The sequence below is a fragment of the Azonexus caeni genome (genome assembly GCF_048146105.1).
GTDB classification, from domain to species: Bacteria; Pseudomonadota; Gammaproteobacteria; order Burkholderiales; family Rhodocyclaceae; genus Azonexus; species Azonexus aromaticus_B.
The window spans coordinates 1-22,635 of the sequence record NZ_JBKJAD010000030.1 but is presented as its reverse complement, the minus strand read 5'-3'; the positions used below and the strand labels follow the sequence as shown (position 1 = coordinate 22,635).

The window sequence follows — 22,635 nt, the reverse complement described above, 5'->3', positions numbered from 1 at the left end:
GCGGCAGCGCACTTTTTTGAGCGGCGCGTGGAATAATCGGCCGGGGTTTTCCGTACACCCAGTTACCCCAACCCGAAACGGAGAACCGACATGAAAACCCTCCCGACCGCCGCCGCCCTGCTCCTGGCCGCCGCCCTCACCGCTTGCGCCGGCAACGCCGCGCGCCCCGCCATGGTCAGCGGCGACGTACTGACCGGCAGCAACGGCATGACCCTCTACACCTTCGACAAGGACGTTGCCGGCAGCGGCAAGAGCGTCTGCAACGGCCCCTGCGCCAACAACTGGCCGCCGCTCTACGCCGCCGACAGCGACACCGCCAGCGGCGACTACAGCATCGTCAGCCGCGACGACGGCAAGAAGCAATGGGCCTTCCGCGGCAAGCCGCTGTACTACTGGGTCAAGGACCAGAAGCCCGGCGACCGCAGCGGCGACGGCTTCAACAACGTCTGGCGCGTCGCCCGGCCCTGAGCCTTGAACCAGCTCGACAGCCAGGCCCTGCTCGCCGAACTGCCCCGCCTGCGCCGCTACGCGCGGGCGCTGGTGGGCGACCGGGCAGGCGCCGACGACCTCGTCCAGGACACCCTGGAACGAGCCTGGGCGAACGCCGCCCAATGGCGCCCCGGCAACGCGCTGCGGCCCTGGCTGTTCAGCATCATGCACAACCTGCGCATCGACCAGTACCGGCGTAACGTGCCGCAGCTCTATCCGCTCGACGACGCCCCCGAAGTCGCCACCCGCGCCACACAGGGCGACCGCCTCGACGTCATGGCGCTCGACGCCGCACTCGCCCGCCTGCCGGATGAACAGCGCCAGGTGCTACTGCTGGTTTCGCTGGAAGAGATGAGCTACGGCGAAGTCGCCACCACCCTGGGCATCCCGCCCGGCACCGTCATGTCGCGCCTGGCGCGCGGCCGCGAACGCCTGCGCCAGTTGCTCGACGAACCCCAACCCTCCTCCCGCCTGCGAGTCGTCAAATGAATTCCCCGGTCGTCAGCGAAACGGAACTGCATGCCTACCTGGACGGCGAACTGTCGCCCGAGCGGATGGCCGAGGTCGCCGCGCATCTGCGCGACGATCCGCAGGCCGCCGCCCGCCTGGCCCACTACGAAACCCAGCGGCAGGCCCTGCACGCAGCCTTCGACCCGCTGCTCGACGAAGCACTGCCGTCCGCCCTGACCCGTCTCACCGCCGCCCCGGCAGCCAACGCAGCGCTCTGGCAACGCTGGCGCCTGCCGCAACTGGCGGCCGGCATCGCCCTCCTGCTGCTCGGCGCCAGCGCCGGCTGGCTCGGCCACGCCCGCTGGCAACCCGAGCCGACGCTGGCCGGCCTGCCCGAACTGTCGCGCCGGGCCGCCGTCGCCCACGTCGTCTACAGCCCCGACCCGCGCCGCCCGGTGGAAATCGCCGCCGATCAGGAAGACCTTCTGGTGCGCTGGCTGTCGAAACGACTAGGCAGCGCCGTGCGCGTACCCCACCTGGGCAACCAGGGCTTCAGCCTGGTCGGCGGCCGCCTGCTCCCCGGCGGCAGCGGCCCGGTCGCCCAGTTCATGTACCAGGCGGCAAACGGCGAACGCCTCACCCTCTACCTCTCCGGCGAATTCTCCGGCAAACCCGAAACCGGCTTCCGCTTCGCCCGCGAAGGCGAGATCAATGTCTTCTACTGGATCGACGGCCGCTTCGGCTACGCCCTCTCCGGCGGCATCGACAAGGCCCAACTGGCCCGCGTGGCGACGGCGGTGTATGACCAGTTGGGAATGCCGTGAGCGGGGGAGGTCATTGGGTTCGTGCAGGTCAGCGCGAGAGATGCGGTTTCTCGCCTGAAGAGAGCGCTTGAGCCAGCGATTCGCGTCGCTTCTTTGCTTGCGCCTTTCTCTCGGCTTCATAGGTTCGCGTCTGGTACGGCAGAAGTTCAGCCATACGAGACGTCAAATCCTCGCGGGCCCCCCAGGTGACGGCCAATGCGTCTCTGTGCCGGACCTGCGAATCCGGCGCGGCTGGCTTGTAGGGAGTCAAGGCGGCCAGCACTTTCTGCTTGCGTGCCGCCGCCATCACATTCACGCGCGCCAGTCGATCGACCAGATAGCCAGCTTCACGGCGCTCGGGCTCGGGAAATTTCGACAGATTAGGTACGCTGCGACCATACCAGAGCTTTTCGGCGACCTCGCGTAGCAACCCGGAATCGGCACGAGCAACACCTTGGCTCACAACTCGGCCGAGGAGCTTTTCGAATTCGGATTTACGGACGGTCACGGCTTCTTCCTGCGTTTCTCAAGGCGCTTCTGAATATAGGCGATTTTAGCGTCGAGCGGCGGACCGACATAGTAGCCACTGGCTTCCCGGGCCAGCGACTCAAACAGTTCCCAGCTGGAACCGGGCTGCGACAGTAAATCGAGAATGTCCGTCTGGTCGACCGCCTCAAAGCGACCAAGTTTCGACAGGGCAAGGTCTTCGGCACCCGGAAGCCACACGACGACCGGAGAACCAGGCGCCCGCTCGATCAGTTGGGCACGGCTCCGGTAGTCCTCGTGCAGCGGACCGAACGTTGTGTTGAAGTTCGCATCCCAGATCAGCTGGGACGGCCCGGTGGCAGGATCGTCGTAATCCACCGGTGGCAACTGCTCGAGCACCAAGCGAACCTCGGACACCTTGACCATGTCATCGTAGTCGAACTCCACATCGACATCGGAACTCGCCCTCGATTGCGTGTGCATATGCACAGCACAACCACCGAAAACATACGCATGCACGGAATGTTCAGGGAACTTGCGTGCGGCCAGATCCTCTGCAAGATTCGCAAATAGCTGAAGGATTGCGCGGTACATCGGGGTCATGGTGATCTACGGTGCGATTTGGAAGAACAAATTCTAGCGCTTAGCCGTCAACCGCCCCGACGAACCATGTGAACGCCAGGAGGGCCGGCGTCGACCGGCCTCTTGCCGCTTTATAGCCCTGGCCGGCCGGCCTTGATCCAGCCCTCGGTCAACCGAATCCCGAGCCGGTACCGCGCGCAGTTGTACGCTTCCAGGTGCGAGAGCTCCTGACGCAGTAGTTCCAGGAAGGCCGGCTGGTCTGCAAAGGGTGGCTCCAGCGCTTGCACTGCGGCTTCTATCGTGGCGCCGTCGGCAACCACCCGGCGAACCCCCTCCCCCAACAGTTCGCGGTACCTCTGCCGGAACAGGTCTGGCGCCCCCATCGAATCGAGAATGACGGCGTACTTCGTGATCGAGCGCTGGTAGGTCCATGCGAACAGTTCGGCAGCCAAGCTGACATCCTGCTTCTCGTAGACTCCGAGTATCGCCATGGCGTAGTCGGCCGGCTCGACATCGAGGAATGAAAGCGGCGCGCAGTTCTGGAGGAGCAAGGGCAGGTTGGCGCACAGACGCGAAGCCCGCTTGTTGCCATCTTCAAATGGCTGCAGGTAGGCGATGTTCACCCACAAGAAGAAGGCCGCTTCAATCGGGTTCTTGATGTTGCGCACCTTTTCAACCAGGAGCACGAGCATCTCGTCCAGGATTTGCGGCATCTGCATCGGCACGTAGACCGAGTCGCTTATGGTGACGACGCTACGCCGTGCTTTCCCCAGGCCATCCGGGTGCAAGAGCAGGCCTTGCATCAACAGCGCTTGAATGTTTCGGACGACCGCTTCCGTGATGCCGTACTCAGGCACCGCATCAACGATAAACTCGATCGCTTCCTTGTGATTGAGGAGCATCAGCGCATCGACGTCGTCTGCATCGCTCTGCCCCCGAGCGAAGAGTTCCTGCGTATCCAGCAGGCTCTTGCGGTTGCCTTCCAAGCGAGACGAGTGCCACGAGAGGTCTATCAGTAGCTGCTCAAGAACCTTGCGGGCATACGTCCCCGCCGGCTGCTGGCCGCGTGCTCGCCCCCGCGCAAACAAGTCAGCCGCGAGCGCCGGCGGCATGAGCGAGCTTTCGTTCGGTACATAGCGCTCGACGAAGGCCCGCTGATAAGTCACCGGCTTGCGGGTGCCGATAGGCGCGCTCAGCTCGGCGATGAGAGGCTGTCGGTCCGGGGAGAACCGGAAGCCGGCGCCAAGCGGAACAATAGCGGGTTGTGGCACATACCCGACCTGACCGCCAGGAGCAGCAGTTGCGACGCCAGCTGGCAGTGCGTAGCGAGTGGCCGGACCAGCGCCGACTTTTCTGACCTCTCCAGCCGCCAGCATCCTCGCCAGGTAACGATTGACCGTCGGCCGGCTGGCCTCGACGTTGGCAGTGATGGCTTCAGGCCCGCAGCTCTCCACGCCAGCGACCGATTGCTGCTGGAGGTAGGCGAGGATTTGATTTTTGAGGTCGTACTTGGCCATGGCTAACTTCTCCACTTGCTCAAATTTGATGAAGAAGCCTCATCTTATCTCCAACTTATCAACCCCAGCCAGAGACAAGAGCTATCTCCTCATAATCTCATCAGATTTGAGCAAGTAGAGCCAGCTCATCAGCGGCCTCTCAGAACTGAGAGAGCAGCTCGGGACGCGTGGCCTTCAGATGGAGAACGGCAGGTAAGCAGCGCCTTGCCGCCCGACGCCGCCCATCGGGCCAATGGCCGTTCAGGCCGACCAGCCCCCAATCTTTACGACATTTATATTCCGCAATCGCCAGAATAGCCGCCGTCACGGGGTGGCAATGCCCCGCGACCGCGTCGGCGGGGGCCGGCGTGGGCAGCAGCTTCCGTTCGCAGGAGGGAAACCATGCACCCGGAAAACGACAACAAGCGTCTGGCGACGCTGACCCTGGCGGCGCTCGGCATCGTCTATGGCGACATCGGCACCAGCCCGCTTTACGCGCTCAAGGAAGTCTTCGGCGGCAGCCACCATCCGGTGCCGATCACGCCGGACAACGTGCTCGGCATCCTGTCGCTGTTCCTGTGGTCGCTGATCGTCGTCGTCACGCTGAAGTACGTCGCCTTCATCATGCGCGCCAACAACAAGGGCGAGGGCGGCATCATCGCCTTGATGACGCTGGCGCTGCAGCAGGGCCGGCCGGGTAGCCGCTGGCAGAAGCTGCTGGTGATGCTGGGGCTGTTCGGCGCCGCGCTGTTCTACGGCGACGGCGTGATCACCCCGGCAATCTCGGTGCTGTCGGCGGTCGAGGGGCTGGAGATCATCACCCCGGCGCTCGATCCCTGGGTGCGGCCGATCGCGCTGCTCATCCTGGTCGGCCTGTTCGTCTTCCAGCGCCGCGGCACGGCCAGCATCGGCGCCCTGTTCGGGCCGGTGATGGTGCTCTGGTTCGCCGTGCTGACACTGCTCGGCGGCCTGGCGATCGCCGCCCATCCGGCGGTGCTGGCGGCGGTCAATCCGCTGCACGCGCTGGAATTCCTGGCCGGCAACGGCCGCCTCGGTTTCCTTGCGCTGGGCGCGGTGGTGCTCTGCATCACCGGCGCCGAGGCGCTCTACGCCGACATGGGGCATTTCGGGGCGCGACCGATACGTTACGCCTGGCTGGGTTATGTGATGCCGGCGCTGGTGGTCAATTATTTCGGCCAGGGCGCCCTGCTGCTGGCCGATCCGGCGGCGATCGAGAACCCGTTCTACCTGCTGGCGCCGGACTGGGCGCGCTACCCGCTGGTGCTGCTGGCCACGGCGGCGACGGTGATTGCCTCGCAGGCGGTGATTTCCGGGGCCTTTTCGATCACCCAGCAGGCGATCCAGCTCGGCTACGCGCCGCGCCTGCAGATCCAGCACACGTCGAGCAGCGAGATCGGCCAGATCTACCTGCCGGCGATCAACTGGCTGCTGCTCGCGGCGATCATCACGCTGGTCGCCGGTTTCGGTTCCTCGTCGCGGCTGGCCGCCGCCTACGGCATCGCCGTCACCGGCACCATGCTGATCACCAACCTGCTCGCCATCGCCGTCGCCGTCCGCCTCTGGCACTGGCACCCATTGCGCGCCTGCCTGGGCGCCCTGCCCTTCATCGTCATCGACCTCGGCTTCTTCCTCGCCAATTCGACCAAGATTCCGGAGGGCGGCTGGTTCCCGCTGGCTTTCGGGCTGGCCGTATTCACCCTGCTGACGACCTGGAAGCGCGGCCGCGAGCTGCTTGCCCGCCGGCTGGCCGACGAAGCCATGGAACTCGCTTCCTTCCTCGCCGCGATTGCCGGCAACGGCCCGCAGCGGGTGCCGGGCACGGCGGTCTTCCTGACCACCAACCCGGACAACGTGCCACACGCGCTGTTGCACAGCCTGAAGCATTACAAGGTGCTGCACGAGCAGGTGGTGATTCTCAGCGTCCGGGTCAGCGAGGTGCCTTTCGTCGCCGCCGAAGAGCGCGTCACGGTGCGCCGCCTGGCCGGCAACTTCAGCCAGGTGATCATCCATTACGGTTTCAAGGACGAGCCGGACATCCCGCAGGCGCTGGCGCAGTGTGCCGGGCAGGGGCTGAACATCGAGATGATGGAAACCTCGTTCTTCCTCGGCCGCGAAACGCTGATTCCCAAGTTCGGCTCGGGCATGGCCTACTGGCGCGCCCTGCTCTTCGTCGCGCTGTTCCGCAACGCGAGCAGCGCGATGGCCTTCTTCAGGATTCCGTCGAACCGGGTGATCGAACTTGGTTCGCAGGTGGTGCTGTGAGCCAGCCGGCGAACTCCGCTGGCGGCAAAGGGCGGGCGAACAGATAGCCCTGCCCGTGCTCGCAGCCGAAGCCGCGCAGGATCTGCCGCTCCGCTTCGTGCTCGATGCCCTCGGCAACGACGCTGCAGCCGAACAGGTGGGCGATGACGATGATCGTCTCGACCAGTTTGCGGTCTTCCTCGTTGTGGGCGATGTCCTTGACGAAGCTGCGGTCGATCTTCAACTCGCTGACCGGCAACGACTTGAGGTAGGAAAGCGAGGAATAGCCGGTGCCGAAATCGTCAATGGAGACGCCGACGCCACTGGCGCGCAACGCGGCGAGTCGTTCCTGGGCGTCGCGGATGTCCTGGATCAGGCCGGATTCGGTGACTTCGACCTTGATCCGCCACGCCGGTACGCCATGCTCTTCCAGCCGCTGCAACAACGCGGCGACGAAACCGGCCTGCATCAGTTGGCGGCTGGAAACGTTGATCGCCAGCGCAAAATCGTCTTCCAGGCGGGCCTCGGCCTGCCATTGAGCGAGCTGGCGCAGCGCTGCGTCGAGCACCCAGTCGCCGATGGCGTGGATGTCGCCGGTTTCCTCGGCAAGCGGAATGAAGATATCCGGGCGCATCGGCCCCAGTTCGGCGGAATGCCAGCGTAACAAGGCCTCGGCGCCGACCAGCCGGGCCGTTTCGAGATCGACCTTGGGTTGGTAGACAAGCGCCAGTTCCTGCATGGGAATCGCCTGACGCAAGGCGCGCCGCAGGCGGCGGCGCTCAGCCAGGATTTCGGCGAGGAAGGGCGTGTAGCGCCGCCAGGCTGGCCCGAACGGTGCCGGCAAGGCGGTCGCCGCCTGGCGCAGCAATTCCTCGCCGCTACCGGCGCCATCCACACTGTGGGCGATGCCGACCCGCACGCCGGTGGCAAGCAGCAGGTCATCGACCCTGAGGTCACCGGCCAGCAGACGCTGCAGACGCTGCGCCGTGCGTTCCTGCACGGTTACCGAGGCGGCGTCGCCGCGCAGCAGCACGAGTTCGCTGCCGCCCCAGCACCCGGCCATGCCGCCGCTGGCGAGCGGGCTGCTGGTCAGCAGTTCGCCCAGTTCCTGCAGCAGCTTCTCGGCGACCGGGTAACCGTGCAGGCGGGCGATTTCCTCAATCTCGTCGGCGACGATGAAATAGACCGCCACCTCCTGTCCGGCCTGCAGCCGGCGCTGCAATTCGTCGAGCAGCGCACGCCGGTTGGGCAGGCCGGTGACACCGTCGCGCAACGCCTGCTGGCGCAGGGCGGCTGTCTGCTCGTCGACCAACTCCTGCAGCAGTTCCTTCTGCTCGCGCAGGTCGCGCGAGCGCAACTGGGCGAGCAGGATGTTGCGGATGCGCTTGAGCACCTCTCCGTTGTCGAACGGCTTGTTGAGGAAATCAATGGCGCCGAGTTCGAGCGCCCGCGAGCAGGTTTCGCGGTCGGTCTGGGCGGTCAACACGATTACTGGCGGCGCCAGCGCACCGGTGGCCGCGCGCACCCGTTCGAGCACCTCGAAACCATTCAGGTGCGGCATGCGGATATCGAGCAGCACGAGGTCGGGCAGGCGGCGCTCGATCTCGCCGATCACCTGACGCGGATCGGTGATGCCGAGCAGGTCGTCGTAGCCGGCATCCTCCAGCAAGTGACGAAGCAGTTCGACGTTGGCCGGGTTGTCGTCGACGATGAGGATGCGCGCTGAATCGAGCAGGCTGTCAGGCATCGCGCTCACCCAGGTGTTGTTCAAGCACGGCGATCAGGCCGGCGATGTCGAGCGGCTTGGTGAGATAGGCGGCAAACCCGGCCTGCCGCCCGCGCTTGAGGTCGTCCGGCATGGCGTTGGCGGACAGCGCGACAACCGGGATTCCACGCGTCGCCGGATCGCCGCGCAGGGCGCGCAGGACGGCATAGCCGTCCATGCCGGGCAGGTTGATGTCGAGCAGGATGAGGTCCGGCCGCTGCACCTTGACCTGGCGCAGGCCGCTGCCGGCATCGGCGGCGCAGCTCAGCGTCCAGGCGCCCAGGTCCTCGAAGATGTCCCACATCAGGCGCTGGTTGGCGGGGTTGTCCTCGATGTAGAGCACCTGCCGCAACTGCATGCCCGGTGCCGGCGTGTCGGCGGGCCGGGCCGGGGATTCCAGGTTGGCCAGCGAATCCGCCGCCAGCGGCAATTCGAACCAGAAGCAGCTACCGGCGCCGGGCGCGCTGTCGACACCGATCTCGCCCGCCATGTGCTCGACCAGTTGCTTGGTCAGCGCCAGTCCGACGCCGGTGCCTTCGATGGCGCTGTGCTCGGCGTCGAGCCGGTTGAAGGGCTGGAACAGCTCGCCGAGGCGGGCCGCCGGGATACCGATGCCGGTATCGCGAACGGCGATACGCAAGCGCCCTTCGCCGCCGACCTGCCAGGAGATGGCAATGCTGCCGCCGTCGTGGTTGTACTTGACGGCGTTGGACAAGAGATTGATCAGCACCTGCTTGGTCCGCGTGAAATCGGCAAAGATGCTCAGTCCGTCGGCGGCCGGCTGGCTGATGGCGATGCCACGGGCAGCGGCCAGGGCGCCAATGCTGGCGACCGATTCGCCGACCACCTCGGCCACCGCGACGGCTTCCAGCGACAGGCTGAGGCGGCCGGATTCGATACGCGCCAGGTCGAGGATGTCGTTGATCAGGGTCAGCAGGTGCTTGCCGCTCTTCAGTATCTGCTCGGCCTGCGCCGCCTGGCGTTCGGCGAGCGGCTGCTTGCGGTTGTTGAGCAGCAGTTGCGAGAAGCCGATGATGGAATTGAGCGGTGTCCGCAGTTCGTGGCTCATCGCCGACAGGAATTCGGTCTTCGCCCGGCTGGCGCGCGCCTGTTCGGCATGCGCCTGTTCCAGCTCGCGGGTGAAGCGCTCGCGCTCGTTGATGCTGCGATAGAGCTGGATCAGTACCGCGCAGGTGGCGGTAAAGGGTTCCAGCCGGGCGAGCAGTTCGCTGTCGACCGTCTGCCGGGAATTGGCGATGGCATACATGCCGATCACCGCCCCCTGATCGACGATCGGTACGCCGAGGTAATTGTGCAGCGCCGGATGACCGGGCGGGAAACCGATGCGCCGCGTTTCGCTGGCGAGATCGGCGGTCATCACCACCTCGCCGGCAGCGAAAACGCGGCCCAGCAGCGAATCCGGGTTGCTCAGCATCATGTCGCCGGAACTCAGGCTGCTCATCAGCCGCCGCGAGTCGTCGTTCCACGAGAGGTCGGTGATGGCGAGGATTTTCATACTGGGCCGGTCATTGACCGGAATCACCTCGCCGATCAACGCGTAATCGCTCTCCGTCAGGCTGCACAGCGCCTCTTTGAGGAAGGGCCAGAGCTGGTCGCTCGACATCAGCACCGGAAAATCGGTCATCCCCTTGTGCAACACCTGCAGCAGCGCATGCTGCGCCTGCTCGCGGGCCCGCGAACGATGCAGCTCGGAGAGATCGGAGAGGATGCCGATGAATTCCACCTCGTCCTGGCCGGGAACGGTCACTTCGCTCACTGCCAGGTGCACCGGGATCACCTGCCCCGATTTGTGCAAGGCACTGACCTCGCGGCCAATGCCGATGATGCTGGGCGGCCGGCCAGCCAGGTAGCTGGCCAGGTATTCATCGTGCTGACTGGCCCAGCGCTGCGGCATGATCTTGCTGACGTTATGGCCGGTCAGCTCGGCTGACGTGTAACCGAGCAGGCGCTCGGCGAAGGGATTGATCTGTTCGATGATGCCGCGCGAACTGATGCGGATGATGCCGACCGCCGCCTGGTTGAGGATGGCCTGGTTGCGGGCCAGGGCCAGTTCAAGGTTCTTTTCGGCGGACAGTGGAGCGGGCGGCAGGGTCATGAAAGCTGGGCAGCGTATAACGGCAGCGTGCAGGATACCCCAAGGCAAGCCACGCTTGCGAAGCGCGGCTTGCCTCGCCAAACCTCGGCGGAGGCCGATGATGCCGAGAGCATCACGAGCATTCGACCAGGCAGGCGTCGAGGCTGGCGATCCAGGTCGCCTTCTGCGCTTCGCTGGCGAAGCTCGCTTCGAAGCTGTTGCGGGCGATGCGGTACCAGGCGGCCTTGTCGAAATGGAAGGCGGCCTGCAGGGCGCGGATGTTGTCGTTGAGGTAGCCGCCGAAATAGGCCGGATCGTCGCTGTTGACGGTGACCTTGGCACCGGCCGCCAGCAGTTGCGGCAGCGTGTGGCGGGTCATTTCCGGGAAGACGCAGAGGCGCAGGTTGGAGAGCGGGCAGACGGTAAGCGGCACGGCCTCGCGCACCAGCCGCTCGACCAGCGCCGGGTCTTCGACCGAGCGCACGCCGTGGTCGATGCGCGCCGCGCCGAGCAGGTCGAGCGCTTCGACGACGTAGGCCGGCGGGCCTTCCTCGCCGGCATGGGCGACGACCGGCTTGCCGAGCGCCCGGCAGCGGGCGAACAGGCGCTCGAACTTGGCCGGCGGGTGGCCCTTTTCCGACGAGTCGAGACCGAAGCCGGCGATCCGGTCGAGCCAGGGTTCGGCTTCGGCCAGCGTGGTGAAACCGTCGTCCTCGGAGAGGTGGCGCAGGAAGCAGAGGATCAGGCTGGCGTCGATGCCCCAGCGCGCCCGCCCTTCCTCGATGCCGGCATCGAGCCCTTCGATCACGTCGCCGATCGGGATGCCGCGCGCCGTGTGGGTCTGCGGGTCGAAGAAGATTTCGGCGTGCACGATGTGGTCGGCGGCCGCCCGTTCCAGGTAGGCGAGCATCAGGTCGCTGAAGTCTTGCGGCGTGCGCAGGACGTCGGCGCAGGCGTAGTAGAGATCGAGGAAGGACTGCAGGCTGTCGAAATCGTAGGCGGCGGCAAGCGCCGCTTCGTCGGCATAGGGCAGCGTGATGCCGTTGCGGCGGGCGAGCGCGAAGGCGAGCCCGGGTTCGAGCGAGCCTTCGATATGCAGGTGGAGTTCGGCCTTCGGCATGCGACAGGCGAAGGCCAGCGCGTCATCGGTGGAGGGATACATCGTTACGGCTCCGGCAGTGGGGATCGCCACATCCTACCCGAAGCGCCCGGCGGCGGGCCAGCCTGGCGGCTCAGGCCGGGCTGGAGAGCGGTGTGGCTTCGAGCGTTTCGGCTTTCGGAAAGCGCAGCGTGAAGGAGAAGATGCTGCCGGCGCCGGCCTGGCTGATGACGTGCATCTCGCCGCCCATCAGGCGAACCAGGCGATGACTGATGGCCAGGCCGAGGCCGCTGCCGCCGTACTGCCGGGTCATCGAGTTGTCGCCCTGTTCGAAGGCCAGGAAGATGCGCTCCTGGTCCTTTTCCGGGATGCCGATGCCGGTGTCGCGGACGGCGAAATGGATGTCAATCGCCGCCGCCTCCTCGGCCACCGGGGCGATCAGCAGGTCGATGCCGCCCTGGCTGGTATAGGTCAGCGCGTTGGCGAGCAGGTTGTGGAGCACCTGTTCGAGACGGACCCGGTCGCCGCTCAGGGTCTGCCGCCGCAAGCCGGATGGCAGTTCGAGGGTGAACTTGAGCCCCTTGGCGGCGATCTGCTCGGCGACCGATGCCTGCAGGCTGTCGCCGACGCTGCCGAGATCGAAAGGCTGCGCGTCGAGACTGAGCTTGTCGCCCTCCAGGCGGGCGATGTCGAGCACATTGCTGAGCAGGCCGAGCAGGCGGCGGGCCGAGGTTTCGGCGACCTGCAGGTGTTTCAGGCTCTTTTCGTCGCTGGTGCGGCGCATGACCAGCGCCAGCATGCCCAGGATGCCGTGCATCGGCGTCCGCAATTCGTGGCTGGCGTTGGCCAGGAAGGCCGTCTTGGCCCGGCTGGCGGCTTCCGCCGCTTCCTTGGCGAGCGACAGGTCGCGGGTACGCTGATCGACCAGGCGTTCGAGGTCCTGCTGGTAATGCGCGAGTTTTTCCTCGGCCGCCTTGCGCTTGCCGATTTCGAGGTGGGTGCCGGCCATCAGCCGCGGCTTGCCGTCGCGGTCCCAGGCAGTGACCCGGCCGCGGTCCATGATCCAGACCCAGTGCCCGTCCTTGTGTCGAACCCGGACCTCGCATTCGTAGTGCTCGCATTCGCCGGCGAAATGGGCACGCAACTGTTCCGCCGAGCGTTGCGCGTCTTCCAGATGCAGCAGGCCGTTCCAGGTGTCGATCGTGGTCGGCTGCAGCTCGTCCAGGGTGTAGCCGAGAATCTGCGCCCAGCGCTCGTTGAAGCGGGTTTCGCCGGTCTGCACGTTCCATTCCCAGGTGCCGACGCCGGTCCCCCAGAGGATGCTGGACATCGCCTGGTTCTGTTGGCGCAGTTGCCGCTGCGTCTGCAGCAGGCGGACGTAAAGGATCAGGACCAGCAGCAGGCCACCGGCGATCGTCAGCAGTTCGCCGCGGTAGTGGCCGACGATGTCGGCGAACGTCACTTCGTGCTGCACGTCGAAAGGTGGCATGCGCAGGCTGCGCAGGAGATCGACGACTGGCGCGTAATCGACCGGAACGACGAAACCCTGGACCTTCATCGCCGACAGGACGTCGGGCGAATCGTGCAGGGTCAGCAAGGCCGCCGCGACATGCCCCGCAAGATCGGCATCGACGTGATACAGCGCGGCAAACGGCCATTCCGGATAGAGGCGTGTCGACAGGCCAAGCGGAAAGGACGGCAGGCGCTGGAGATTGACGATCCGTAGCCGATTCTCGGCGAGCCGGCCTTCGGCAACCAGCTTCTCGAGCACCCCGGTGCGCACGAAACCGACTTCGGCGGCGCCGTCGAGCACCGCCGCGACCACCTTGTCGTGCGGTGCCCCGGTCAGCACCATCTGCTCGCGGCGTGGCAGCGGCTGGCCGCTTTCCTTCAGTTCGTAGGCCTGGACCTGGTAACCGCCAAGCGATTCGCTATCGACGGCGGCGATCTTGCGGCCGCGCAGATCGGCCAATGTATGTACCGGCGAATCGGCACGGGTGAAGATGACGCCGCCGAACTTCTCCAGGCTGCTGCCGTCCGGTCCCTTGTTGAGCAGGGTGGCGATCGGCGACGACAAGGCGAATTGCCGGCTGAGCAACACGTAGTGACCGGGATTGGTCAGCACGAAATCGAGCTGGCGGGCCGCCACCGCGGCGTTGAGTTCGGGGTAGGTGAAGACCTGCACTTCGAATTCCCGTTCCGGCATCTTCGCCTGCAGGGCAGCCGCCAGCGGCTGCCATTGCTGCAGCGTCTGCGGCTTGGGGCGGAAAGACAGGACGCCGATCCTGACCACATCGTCGGCGACTACCGGCAGCGCGCTCAACAGTGTGAGCAGCAGAAAAGCGAAACAGCGAAACGGAAACATTGCAGTCATCATGAATCGAGCTGTTTCACATGCTACTTTGGTAATAAGCGGGCCGTTTGACAAATATCAAAACTGACAAGCTTCCTTGCCCAGGCTCAGGCAAAATGCGGCAAACATTCTGGAGCGCGAGACGGTCATGGACGAATTCATGCAGGCAGCCATCGACGAGGCACGACAAGGACTGGCCGAAGGCGGCATCCCGATCGGTTCGGTGATCGTGCACGACGGGCGGATCATCGGCCGCGGCCACAATCGTCGGGTGCAGCAAGGCAGCGCCATCCGGCACGGCGAGATGGACGCCTTCGAGAACGCCGGCCGCCAGCCGGCCGCCGTCTATCGCGCGGCGACGCTGTACACCACGCTCTCGCCCTGCGCCATGTGCAGCGGCGCCATCCTGCTCTACGGCATCCGCCGCGTCATCGTCGGCGAAAACCAGACCTTCCTCGGCGAGGAAGAGCTGCTGCGCTCACGCGGCGTCAGCGTCGAGGTACTGCAGGACGAGACCTGCATCGGCCTGATGCGCGACTTCATCGCCGCCAGCCCGCAACTGTGGAACGAGGACATCGGCGTCGTCGACGCCAGCAGGTAGAATGCCGCGCCATGAACCTGCCCGACCCCAGCCAGGCCTCGCCGCTCGGCAAGCCGACCGAATACTGCAGCCACTACGCGCCGCAACTGCTCTACCCGATCCCGCGCCAGTTGAAGCGTGACGAACTGGGATTGCACGGCGCCGACCTGCCCTTCGTCGGCGAAGATCTGTGGAACGCCTATGAAGTTTCCTGGCTCAATCCGCGCGGCAAGCCGGTGGTCGCCGTCGCCAGCTTCCGGGTGCCGGCGACCAGCCCCAAGCTGATCGAATCGAAGTCCTTCAAGCTCTACCTGAACTCGCTGAACCAGACCGCCTTCGCCGACGCCGAGACGGTCGCCGCGACGCTGCGCGCCGACCTCGCGGCCGCCGCCGGCGCACCGGTGACGGTCGAACTGGCGCCGCTCGAGCGGCAACCGCCGGCGACCGTCGCCTACCCGGCCGGTGTGCTGCTCGACGACCTCGACATCGCCTGCGACGCCTACCAGCCGGCGCCGGAACTGCTCGCCACGCGGGACGCGCCGGTGGTCGAGGAAACACTCTATTCGCACCTGTTGAAGTCGAACTGCCTGGTCACCGGTCAACCGGACTGGGCGATGCTGGTGATCCGCTACCGCGGGCGGCCGATCGACCGTGCCGGGCTGCTGCGCTACATCGTTTCCTTCCGCAACCACAACGAATTCCACGAACAGTGCGTCGAGCGCATCTTCTGCGACATCACCCGCCGCTGCGCGCCCGCGGCGCTGGCGGTGCACGCCCGCTATACGCGACGCGGCGGCCTCGACATCAATCCTTTCCGCAGCAGCGGCGACTATCCGCCACCGGGCAACGAACGGGAAATCCGGCAGTAGGGAAACTCAGCGGGCGAGAAAGCCCATGATGTCGCTGATGCGCAGCAACTGCGGCTGCGCGTCGAGCCAGTCGCGAGCGGCAAGCAGCGAGGGCCACACCTTGACCTCGTAGGATTTCATCAGCGGCGAGAGCAGGATCTTCTCGATGTTGTCCGCCAGCGCGGCGTCCTCGCTGACGAAGACGACCCGGCAATTGGGACAGGAAGCGGCGGCACCGATATGCAGGACCGCCAGATCGGTCAGCGTCGCCTCGCCGATACCGTGATGCTCGATCGAGGAAAGGTCGTGGATCACGTAGCGGGTGTCGTCGAAACGCGCATCGGCCTGAATCCGCCGCACGCACTCCAGCAGGTCGTCGCCGCTGACCGCGCCGGAATACTTTGCTACCACACCTTCCGGTTCCCACACCCGCTCGCAAGCCATCGCTCTATCCCTGTATGACTGAAGCAATGCCCCCAACATTGCTTGCAGCATGATTTCGTAGGACGCCATCTTAGCCGGGAATCCCGCCGGAATACACCTAGTGGATTCCCTTGACCTGGAATTTATCCGGGATTGGACAAGCGAAACCTTGAAAAATCCCTCTTCCCGTCGAACCACCACCCCACCTGGGGAGGAAGCACTGACCGCGGCTGTTGACTTCGCGGTCGACGCGGGCGGAGTCCTGGATTTCCGCCGACTGCGGATTGAGCAGAATCGGCATGACGCGACCTGCCTCTGTCACTCAGAAGGCGCCTGGCCGAGGCCGCAGGGTCGGGATGACGGCATCCCACAAGGCCACCGATTCAGCTTCGCTCAAGGTGGCCTGCGTGATGTCCGGCAGGACCGCCGACTCTTCCATCGTTCTCGGGGCAGCGGGAATCCGGTAGCCGTTGTGGAAGGTGATCATGATGATCGGCGCTTTGGCGTTGCCGAGCTTGCTGTTGGCCTCGAAGCTAAAGAGCTGCCCCTTGACCCGGTCGGTCGTTTTCCCGGTCAGCAACCATTCGTCGTACTTGATCCCGTGCGCCTCGTGGCGGCCCTTGCGCACCGTATGGCCGTCGGCCTCGGCAGCGCCGGCTTCGATCTGCCGACCGCGATCCAGCAGGTTCGTGTCCTCGCGGAAATTGGAAGCAGTTTCGAGACTGAAATACACGTCCTGGCTGTCTTTCTGGTGGTAGGAAACCAGAACCTCTTCTTCGTCGGAAGGCGGACCGAGAACGAAACCGTTGTGGATGCAAACACCTTGCTCGGTCGGAACTTCATTGTCGGCCCGACCGCGAACGCGTTCGTACATGCTGAGCAGGTGGGCGAGTTTTTCGGGAAGATCGGTTGGAAAATCTTTTGCCCATGCCTCGCTTTGATACTTCTTATCGGAAGTGTCGTATGCCTTGATCTCCATTTTAACCAAGTAGCCGTCTCGCCAAGCCCATAGATCAAGTATGCGAACAAAACCTTCGCCACCGGGTGAATCAACACGATTGAAAACCTTGCCTAACTGAACCTGAGGAGCTGCTTCGATCTTCCTCAGGTAGGGAACATCCGGCTCGCCGTACATCGTTTCCCGCCGCAACTTTTTCTCGTACTCCTCGAGTTGCATCTCAAAAGCTGACTGAGTCATCGGCCTGATCTCGATTTTGACATCGTCGATGCTCACGTTGAATTGGCTGTTCAATACCAAGTCCGCTGGCATGTCGATGAGGTAGCGACCGATGCAACGGGGTGTCATGTTCTGAGTGATTTTCTTCATTCTGGTTGCTTCCTGTTCAGTCATCTGGGAGGGAGCCGGCTCGCAAGCGGCAAGCGCCACGGCGCAAAGCAATAGCCAGGCACCGCAGCGCGCCCTTGTTCTGGTTGTTCGCATGGTTTCCGTCATTCGTAACGCAAGCTGGTCTTGGTGACTTCTTGAGCAATTTTTACGATCGCGCGCAGGGTGAAACTGCGCACCCGGTCAAGTTCCGGTCCTCCCGAGTTCGACAGTTAAAGACATAAGCCATTGTTTTATAAGAACCCTAGCTTCTCTGTCGTCGCCCCGGTAGACGACTTGTTGCGGGCTGCTGTAAGTGTGGCGCTGATGAACTGGCATGGCGCCTGTGCCGATACTGATTGAGACAACGGAAGCGCAACCGGCAATTTAGGTCACGAAACCACCGAGAAGCAATTTGCTCATGCGAGCACCATATCTCTGTTCCGGGTGTTTCATAGCGTCACGATCGCCTCACGCGATTTCTGCAATTCACTTGCCCTGTCAGTTTGTAGCCCGACGATTACATATCGCGCATCTCGCTCAGGCCTATCGAATTATTCTTCCTCTCCCTCAACAACGGGATTCAGCGACGGGTCACAGGTGAATCGCTCTTGGCTGGAAGGGGTTTTAACATCAGGAATGGAAGCAAGATCGTACATGTCGTATTTGCCGGGCTCCATGGGTGAAAAAGGTGGCTTTCGAACGCGATTTTCTTCGCATGACTCAACCCAATCAATATGCTCTTTTATTCCTAATTTTAAACCTTCACCAGGCCAGCAACGCTCATCGCCTGTTGCCGTTCCCTCTGGGGACTGATCTTTTGTCCCATTTAGGCGATAGCGGTAGAAAAATTTTTTATTTTTAGGAATTACATAAATATAGCCATCTTTCGTAACGCGAACCTCTGTAGCCTCAATGTCGGACCTGGTATAGGAGTTTCTATTCGGTGAGTAATATGAATGAGAAAAACTTTCCGAAGAAAAAGCATCCCAAGTAAGGCCGCCATCATTCGAGAAATTGATCCACACGTGACAGTTTTTGTCTCCACAACCGAAAGTTGCAATTGCAATACGCTCATCCCCCGGATCAATTTTGAATTTCCCTTGCCATATACCGGATCCCCAGGTCGGATATTTTTCTATCACGGCATGCAGGTTCTTCCGGTCATCATTCCACTTCATGATTCCGCCAACCCGGCAGTCACGATAATTCTCCAGGGTGATATAACGGTGCTCGTCGACCCGGTAGACGACTTGTTGCGGGCTGTTGTAAGTGGGGCGCTCATGAACCGGCATGGCACCCGTGCCGGTGCTGATTGAGGCGACGGAAGCGCAACCGGCAATTAAGGTCACGAAATCACCGAGAAGCAATTTGCTCATGCCACCACCGTATCCTTGTTTGATGTGTTTCATAGCGTCACGGTCGCCTCACGCGATTTCTGCAATTCACTTGCCCTGTCAGTTTGTAGCCCGACGATTACATATCGCGCATTTCGTTCAGGCCTACCGATTTATTCTTCCTCTTCCTCAACAACGGGATTCAGCGACGGGTCACAGGTGAATCGCTCCTGCCCAGAAGGGGTTTTTACAAAAGGAATCGACGAAAAATCATATTCATCGTATCTATCTGGCTCTAACGGAGGAAATGGTGGTTTCTTTCTGCGAGATTCTTCACAAGCTTTTGTGAGAGCCAAATGTTCTGAAGTGCTCATATTAGGGGTGCGTATTAATTCGCAACGCTCGCCGCTACCAAAACCCCATGGCTTTCCATTTTCATAACCATCAAAACGCCTCCTGAAATAATATTCTAAATGCATAGGTAAAATATAAACATACCCATCCTTGGTAACACGCACATCTGTATCAATAACTTTCTTTCTTTCTATTTTATCCTCAAAAGAATTACTTGAGTACGTCATACCACGAAAGGTATCCCATGTTCTACCACCATCATTGGTAACAACAATGGTTAAATAGCACCATTTTTCACCACATCCAAAAGTCGGAATAGCAACTTTTGTTTCGCCGGGCTCAATACTGAAACGTCCTGGCCAGAAGCCTTTTCCCTCATTCTTATAGCGCCCCATTTCAACTTCTAAGTTCTTGCGCTTATCATTCCACTTCATGATTCCGCCAACCCGGCAGTCACGATAATTCTCCAGGGTGATGTAGCGGTGCTCGTCGATCCGGTAGACGACTTGTTGCGGGCTGTTGTAAGTGGGGCGCTGATGAACCGGCATGGCCCCCGTGCCGGTGCTGATTGAGGCGACAGAAGCGCAACCGGCAATTAAGGTCACGAAACCACCGAGAAGCAATTTGCTCATGCCAGCACGTATCCTTGTTTGATGTGTTCCATGGCGTCACGGTCGCCTCACGCGATTTCTGCAATTCACTTGCTCTGTCAGTTTTTAGCCCGACGATTACATATCGCGCATTTCGTTCAGGCCTATCGATTTATTATTCCTCTTCCTCAACAACGGGATTCAGCGACGGGTCACAGGTGAATCGCTCTTGGCTGGAAGGGGTTTTAACATCAGGAATGGAAGCAAGATCGTACATGTCGTATTTGCCGGGCTCCATGGGTGGAAAAGGCGGCTTTCGAACGCGATTTTCTTCGCATGACTCAACCCAATCAATATGCTCTTTTATTCCTAATTTTAAACCTTCACCAGGCCAGCAACGCTCGTCGCCTGTTGCCGTTCCCTCTGGAGACTGATCTTTTGTCCTATTTAGGCGATAGCGGTAGAAAAATTTTTTATGTTTAGGAATTACATAAATATAGCCATCTTTCGTGACGCGAATTTCTGTGTCTATAACAGATTGTTTTTCCGACACCATCTCAGCAGCATACATTGAATATCTTTCTGACGGAAAAGCGTCCCAGGTTAAGCCGCCATCATTCGAAAAATTTATCCATAAGTTGCAGTTTCTGTCTCCGCAACCAAACGAAGGGACAGCAAAACGTTCTTCACCCGGCTCGATCTTGAAAATACCCGGCCAAAATCCTTTGCCGCCGTTTTTGATACGACTCATCACGACATGCAGGTTCTTCCGGTCATCATTCCACTTCATGATTCCGCCAACCCGGCAGTCACGATAATTCTCCAGGGTGATATAACGGTGCTCGTCGACCCGGTAGACGACTTGTTGCGGGCTGTTGTAAATGGGACGTTGATGAACTGGCATCGCGCCTGTGCCGGTACTGATTGAGGCGACGGAAGCGCAACCGGCAATTAAGGTCACGAAACCACCGAGAAGCAATTTTCTCATGCCAGCACCGTATCCTTGCTCTGGGTATTCCATAGCGCAGCAGTCTGCTCCTGTTGCTTTCGCAAATCACCGTAGGTTTCGATGTCAATCAGGGCTGGCATGGGAGGAATGTTCAACTTGCCGGTCCAGAAGTAAGCGTCGGATAGCCGCCAGTCCGCCAGATGGTTGAGTTCGTTCCAGAATACCTTGTCCTGATGGCTCCGGCAGAAACCGATCGGCAGGTCATAAGCGACGACGCGACTGAGAAACTTTGGGTGTGAAGGAAGAGTGCTGTGATCAGTCGGCTCGGGAATGTAGTTGGCGATTCGTTGCTCCAGTTCCTCCTGGGTTTCCAGTCGATAGCGCGGCATGTTGTCATAAGGAGTGTCATCTTCCCTGACCCATTCCTCCCGGTTATAAATATCCCGATAAAAAGGGTAATCGTCGTGCTCTTCCCATCGTTTCGATTGTTGGGATTGCATATCGAACCCGAGCATTTCCTCGGCGGCAATAGGTTCCGGGACGGCTTCGGCGTTGATGCTGACTTGCTGGTTCTGATCGGGTGTCGTCCATACGTCAGTGCGGATCACCCCCTTGGTTTTCTTCATCACGTTCCAGAAAGGACCGGGTTTTCCATTCAGATCACGCGGCCAGAGATAGGCTTTGCCCGGTTCCCCGCCACAGGCCGTGGTGCGAGCCAGGATGCGCTGATAAAGCGTTCCGGGAAACTTGTTCAGTACGCTGTCGGGCAAGCCTTGCCAGCCCATGCTTTGCAGTGCGGTACTCCCCATTACCCGATCGTGCGGATTGAAATAGACGTAAATGCGTCCGGTGTTGTCGCGCTCACCTGCCTGCTTCGGCGTCCAGGCTTGCCTTTCCTTCGTGAGACCGACCCGCAACTGCGCAACCGACTCATCCGATAACGGCCGGTAGCCTTTCATGAAATGCTTGACGATATTTTCGAAGGTATTCCGGCGCGCCTTCTCGGTCGGGGCATCGTTACCCTGAGCAAGGCTGTCGGTCACCTTGGACTCCAGCGCATAGGGACCATTCATCAAGATGACGCCGTCCGCCTGGTTTTCCGGCTCCAGCAAGGCCATCGCGCCAAGCACGATCTGCGTACCCTGGCTGTGCCCCATCAAGGTAATGGTATCCGCCGGGTACTTGCCACGAATCCTGCGCACGAGATCGGCCAAGCGGCCGGCAGCATGTGCGTAATAGTTGCGTGGCGGGGCGTCCTGCAGTTGTCGATCGACCTCGGGATTCATGCTTTGCACGTTGATCGGTAGGAAAGCAACCCAGATTCGCCGACTGAATCCGCGCTCCGACCACAGGAGCGGCAGGTTGTTGCAACCGTTCTGGAAAGGTCCGCCGCCCCAGTAAAGCGGAGGTCTCGGAGTGTAATTTTTCGCCCAGGCCGATTTTCGATCCTCGCTGCTATCCCTTAGCGGGACTTTCCATTCTTTCTCCTGGCCATCTGGCGCGCGATAGCCCCAGAAGAAATGGATGATCGGCGAGGTTTCGCTGCTAGTCAATTTAGGCCTATTGCTTCGTTTTAGCCACTCCCTCGGCTGCAAATCCCCCCTGCCCAGCCGCTTGTTCAATCCGTCCAGCAGATGCTTTTCCGCATCTGCATACCACTCTCCTTCACTATTCACGCCATGCACGAAGATGATGATGCCGGGCATCTCAAGACCGGCAGCAACTTCCTTGCGTTTGAGATAACTGGTCGGGCTGGCATGGGAAATACCCATGGGGGATGGAGTTTTGCTGTTGACAGCTACCATAGATTCAAACCTTCGGAATAACGGGTCTTTCCAGGGGGAGGGGGTCTGGGTCAATTCTCAGTTGCTCGAGCGCAGAGGCACTGACAACCTGCGTCGCTCCGTTTGCATCAGTCTTGCCACGAATCACCTGTCCGCCTTCGGTTGTGATGCGATAGCCAAAATTAGGGATCGGCTTGCCAGTGAGTGCGTCGGTGACGATGAAGCCCTCATCGTAATCGGTGCTCGGAAACTGCTTGAACTCGTGCCGCAAGCTGGTCGGCCCGCTGAACGACTTCTGGCTCGCATGCACCGTGATCCTCCCCGGGCACTGCACGGCAATCCCGCCGTCGATGGTGATTGAGGCGCCGCCTTTCACCGCCAGATGAATCTTCTTCGCCGCCGCGAAGTCGACGTGGGCATTCGCCGAGACGATCTTCAACTCCTGCTTGGCCTGGAACTTCATTTCATCGCTCTGCGCCTGCAGGTCGATGTCGTCTTTGGCGGCGATCAGTTTGATGCCGGTGTTGCCGTCGCCGGGGCGGATGGCGCCGGCCACCAGGCCGATG

The 22,635-nt window shown here is 61.7% G+C and carries 20 protein-coding genes; 6 read left to right on the top strand and 14 right to left on the bottom strand.

Annotated elements, in window-relative coordinates; genetic code table 11:
* Positions 1 to 90: 90 nt before the first annotated feature.
* From ACLIIZ_RS19460 to ACLIIZ_RS19450, 3 genes are read left to right on the top strand one after another with little or no spacing between them, the layout of a single operon-like run.
* Complete coding sequence (locus ACLIIZ_RS19460; RefSeq protein ID WP_416695014.1) at positions 91 to 468, top strand: COG4315 family predicted lipoprotein; 378 nt, start codon at positions 91 to 93, stop codon at positions 466 to 468.
* A 3-nt stretch (positions 469 to 471) separates the two neighbouring features.
* Positions 472 to 978: an RNA polymerase sigma factor gene (locus tag ACLIIZ_RS19455; protein WP_416695011.1), complete on the top strand. Its 507-nt coding sequence runs from the start codon at positions 472 to 474 to the stop codon at positions 976 to 978.
* A complete protein-coding gene (locus ACLIIZ_RS19450; RefSeq protein ID WP_416695009.1) occupies positions 975 to 1,763 on the top strand; it encodes an anti-sigma factor family protein in 789 nt (262 codons plus the stop codon). The genes ACLIIZ_RS19455 and ACLIIZ_RS19450 overlap by 4 nt, the downstream gene beginning before the upstream one ends.
* Before the next feature lie 28 nt (positions 1,764 to 1,791).
* On the opposite strand, the gene ACLIIZ_RS19445 is transcribed toward ACLIIZ_RS19450, so the two are convergent.
* The 3 genes from ACLIIZ_RS19445 to ACLIIZ_RS19435 all read right to left on the bottom strand — a co-directional run bounded on the left by ACLIIZ_RS19445 (position 1,792) and on the right by ACLIIZ_RS19435 (position 4,327).
* The gene (locus ACLIIZ_RS19445) at positions 1,792 to 2,250 is read right to left on the bottom strand and encodes a hypothetical protein (protein WP_416695006.1); all 459 of its coding nucleotides are present in this window, start codon (positions 2,248 to 2,250) and stop codon (positions 1,792 to 1,794) included.
* A complete protein-coding gene (locus tag ACLIIZ_RS19440; RefSeq protein ID WP_416695003.1) occupies positions 2,247 to 2,831 on the bottom strand; it encodes a DUF6036 family nucleotidyltransferase in 585 nt (194 codons plus the stop codon). The genes ACLIIZ_RS19445 and ACLIIZ_RS19440 overlap by 4 nt, the downstream gene beginning before the upstream one ends.
* A gap of 110 nt (positions 2,832 to 2,941) precedes the next feature.
* On the bottom strand, positions 2,942 to 4,327 hold the full coding sequence (locus tag ACLIIZ_RS19435; RefSeq protein ID WP_416695000.1) for a Fic family protein: 1,386 nt from the start codon (positions 4,325 to 4,327) through the stop codon (positions 2,942 to 2,944).
* 381 nt (positions 4,328 to 4,708) lie between these two features.
* On the opposite strand from ACLIIZ_RS19435, the gene ACLIIZ_RS19430 reads away from it, so the two are divergent.
* Positions 4,709 to 6,589: a potassium transporter Kup gene (locus ACLIIZ_RS19430; protein ID WP_416694997.1), complete on the top strand. Its 1,881-nt coding sequence runs from the start codon at positions 4,709 to 4,711 to the stop codon at positions 6,587 to 6,589.
* On the opposite strand, the gene ACLIIZ_RS19425 is transcribed toward ACLIIZ_RS19430, so the two are convergent.
* From ACLIIZ_RS19425 to ACLIIZ_RS19410, 4 genes are all read right to left on the bottom strand, one after another.
* On the bottom strand, positions 6,537 to 8,315 hold the full coding sequence (locus tag ACLIIZ_RS19425; RefSeq protein ID WP_416694994.1) for a putative bifunctional diguanylate cyclase/phosphodiesterase: 1,779 nt from the start codon (positions 8,313 to 8,315) through the stop codon (positions 6,537 to 6,539). The genes ACLIIZ_RS19430 and ACLIIZ_RS19425 overlap by 53 nt on opposite strands.
* On the bottom strand, positions 8,308 to 10,449 hold the full coding sequence (locus ACLIIZ_RS19420; RefSeq protein WP_416694991.1) for an ATP-binding protein: 2,142 nt from the start codon (positions 10,447 to 10,449) through the stop codon (positions 8,308 to 8,310). Before ACLIIZ_RS19420 ends, ACLIIZ_RS19425 begins: the two co-directional genes overlap by 8 nt.
* A 112-nt stretch (positions 10,450 to 10,561) precedes the next feature.
* Positions 10,562 to 11,590 carry an adenosine deaminase gene (locus ACLIIZ_RS19415; protein WP_416694988.1) on the bottom strand — a complete coding sequence of 343 codons (1,029 nt, stop codon included), beginning with the start codon at positions 11,588 to 11,590 and terminating at the stop codon, positions 10,562 to 10,564.
* Positions 11,591 to 11,660: 70 nt separating this feature from the next.
* Positions 11,661 to 13,892 carry a PhnD/SsuA/transferrin family substrate-binding protein gene (locus tag ACLIIZ_RS19410; RefSeq protein WP_416694984.1) on the bottom strand — a complete coding sequence of 744 codons (2,232 nt, stop codon included), beginning with the start codon at positions 13,890 to 13,892 and terminating at the stop codon, positions 11,661 to 11,663.
* Between the two features lie 136 nt (positions 13,893 to 14,028).
* On the opposite strand from ACLIIZ_RS19410, the gene ACLIIZ_RS19405 reads away from it, so the two are divergent.
* Positions 14,029 to 14,481: a nucleoside deaminase gene (locus ACLIIZ_RS19405; RefSeq protein WP_416694981.1), complete on the top strand. Its 453-nt coding sequence runs from the start codon at positions 14,029 to 14,031 to the stop codon at positions 14,479 to 14,481.
* Positions 14,482 to 14,492: 11 nt separating this feature from the next.
* Positions 14,493 to 15,329 (top strand): NADPH-dependent 7-cyano-7-deazaguanine reductase QueF, encoded by an 837-nt coding sequence (gene queF, locus ACLIIZ_RS19400; RefSeq protein WP_416694978.1) that lies wholly within the window; start codon positions 14,493 to 14,495, stop codon positions 15,327 to 15,329.
* A 6-nt stretch (positions 15,330 to 15,335) separates the two neighbouring features.
* Here queF and ACLIIZ_RS19395 read toward each other — a convergent pair whose 3' ends face one another.
* From ACLIIZ_RS19395 to ACLIIZ_RS19365, 7 genes are all read right to left on the bottom strand, one after another.
* On the bottom strand, positions 15,336 to 15,752 hold the full coding sequence (locus tag ACLIIZ_RS19395) for a hypothetical protein (protein ID WP_416694975.1): 417 nt from the start codon (positions 15,750 to 15,752) through the stop codon (positions 15,336 to 15,338).
* Positions 15,753 to 16,053: 301 nt separating this feature from the next.
* The gene (locus tag ACLIIZ_RS19390) at positions 16,054 to 17,058 is read right to left on the bottom strand and encodes a T6SS immunity protein Tli4 family protein (protein ID WP_416694972.1); all 1,005 of its coding nucleotides are present in this window, start codon (positions 17,056 to 17,058) and stop codon (positions 16,054 to 16,056) included.
* Between the two features lie 551 nt (positions 17,059 to 17,609).
* The gene (locus ACLIIZ_RS19385; RefSeq protein ID WP_416694970.1) at positions 17,610 to 18,467 is read right to left on the bottom strand and encodes a T6SS immunity protein Tli3 family protein; all 858 of its coding nucleotides are present in this window, start codon (positions 18,465 to 18,467) and stop codon (positions 17,610 to 17,612) included.
* A gap of 98 nt (positions 18,468 to 18,565) precedes the next feature.
* The gene (locus ACLIIZ_RS19380; protein ID WP_416694968.1) at positions 18,566 to 19,378 is read right to left on the bottom strand and encodes a T6SS immunity protein Tli3 family protein; all 813 of its coding nucleotides are present in this window, start codon (positions 19,376 to 19,378) and stop codon (positions 18,566 to 18,568) included.
* A 133-nt stretch (positions 19,379 to 19,511) separates the two neighbouring features.
* A complete protein-coding gene (locus tag ACLIIZ_RS19375) occupies positions 19,512 to 20,324 on the bottom strand; it encodes a T6SS immunity protein Tli3 family protein (RefSeq protein ID WP_416694965.1) in 813 nt (270 codons plus the stop codon).
* The gene (locus tag ACLIIZ_RS19370) at positions 20,321 to 22,090 is read right to left on the bottom strand and encodes a T6SS effector phospholipase Tle3 domain-containing protein (protein WP_416694963.1); all 1,770 of its coding nucleotides are present in this window, start codon (positions 22,088 to 22,090) and stop codon (positions 20,321 to 20,323) included. The genes ACLIIZ_RS19375 and ACLIIZ_RS19370 overlap by 4 nt, the downstream gene beginning before the upstream one ends.
* A gap of 4 nt (positions 22,091 to 22,094) precedes the next feature.
* A partial coding sequence (locus ACLIIZ_RS19365; RefSeq protein ID WP_416694960.1) for a DUF2345 domain-containing protein occupies positions 22,095 to 22,635 on the bottom strand: 541 nt, incomplete at its 5' end.

Excerpts from the sequence above, each read along its gene's own strand:
- ACLIIZ_RS19460 (WP_416695014.1), top strand. The coding sequence starts at position 91 with ATGAAAACCCTCCCGACCGCCGCCGCCCTGCTCCTGGCCGCCGCCCTC.
- ACLIIZ_RS19450 (WP_416695009.1), top strand. The coding sequence starts at position 975 with ATGAATTCCCCGGTCGTCAGCGAAACGGAACTGCATGCCTACCTGGAC.
- ACLIIZ_RS19440 (WP_416695003.1), bottom strand. The coding sequence starts at position 2,831 with ATGACCCCGATGTACCGCGCAATCCTTCAGCTATTTGCGAATCTTGCA.
- ACLIIZ_RS19435 (WP_416695000.1), bottom strand. The coding sequence starts at position 4,327 with ATGGCCAAGTACGACCTCAAAAATCAAATCCTCGCCTACCTCCAGCAG.
- ACLIIZ_RS19430 (WP_416694997.1), top strand. The coding sequence starts at position 4,709 with ATGCACCCGGAAAACGACAACAAGCGTCTGGCGACGCTGACCCTGGCG.
- ACLIIZ_RS19425 (WP_416694994.1), bottom strand. The coding sequence starts at position 8,315 with ATGCCTGACAGCCTGCTCGATTCAGCGCGCATCCTCATCGTCGACGAC.
- ACLIIZ_RS19420 (WP_416694991.1), bottom strand. The coding sequence starts at position 10,449 with ATGACCCTGCCGCCCGCTCCACTGTCCGCCGAAAAGAACCTTGAACTG.
- ACLIIZ_RS19415 (WP_416694988.1), bottom strand. The coding sequence starts at position 11,590 with ATGTATCCCTCCACCGATGACGCGCTGGCCTTCGCCTGTCGCATGCCG.
- ACLIIZ_RS19410 (WP_416694984.1), bottom strand. The coding sequence starts at position 13,892 with ATGTTTCCGTTTCGCTGTTTCGCTTTTCTGCTGCTCACACTGTTGAGC.
- ACLIIZ_RS19405 (WP_416694981.1), top strand. The coding sequence starts at position 14,029 with ATGGACGAATTCATGCAGGCAGCCATCGACGAGGCACGACAAGGACTG.
- queF (WP_416694978.1), top strand. The coding sequence starts at position 14,493 with ATGAACCTGCCCGACCCCAGCCAGGCCTCGCCGCTCGGCAAGCCGACC.
- ACLIIZ_RS19395 (WP_416694975.1), bottom strand. The coding sequence starts at position 15,752 with ATGGCTTGCGAGCGGGTGTGGGAACCGGAAGGTGTGGTAGCAAAGTAT.
- ACLIIZ_RS19390 (WP_416694972.1), bottom strand. The coding sequence starts at position 17,058 with ATGAAGAAAATCACTCAGAACATGACACCCCGTTGCATCGGTCGCTAC.
- ACLIIZ_RS19385 (WP_416694970.1), bottom strand. The coding sequence starts at position 18,467 with ATGAAACACATCAAACAAGGATACGGTGGTGGCATGAGCAAATTGCTT.
- ACLIIZ_RS19380 (WP_416694968.1), bottom strand. The coding sequence starts at position 19,378 with ATGAGCAAATTGCTTCTCGGTGGTTTCGTGACCTTAATTGCCGGTTGC.
- ACLIIZ_RS19375 (WP_416694965.1), bottom strand. The coding sequence starts at position 20,324 with ATGAGAAAATTGCTTCTCGGTGGTTTCGTGACCTTAATTGCCGGTTGC.
- ACLIIZ_RS19370 (WP_416694963.1), bottom strand. The coding sequence starts at position 22,090 with ATGGTAGCTGTCAACAGCAAAACTCCATCCCCCATGGGTATTTCCCAT.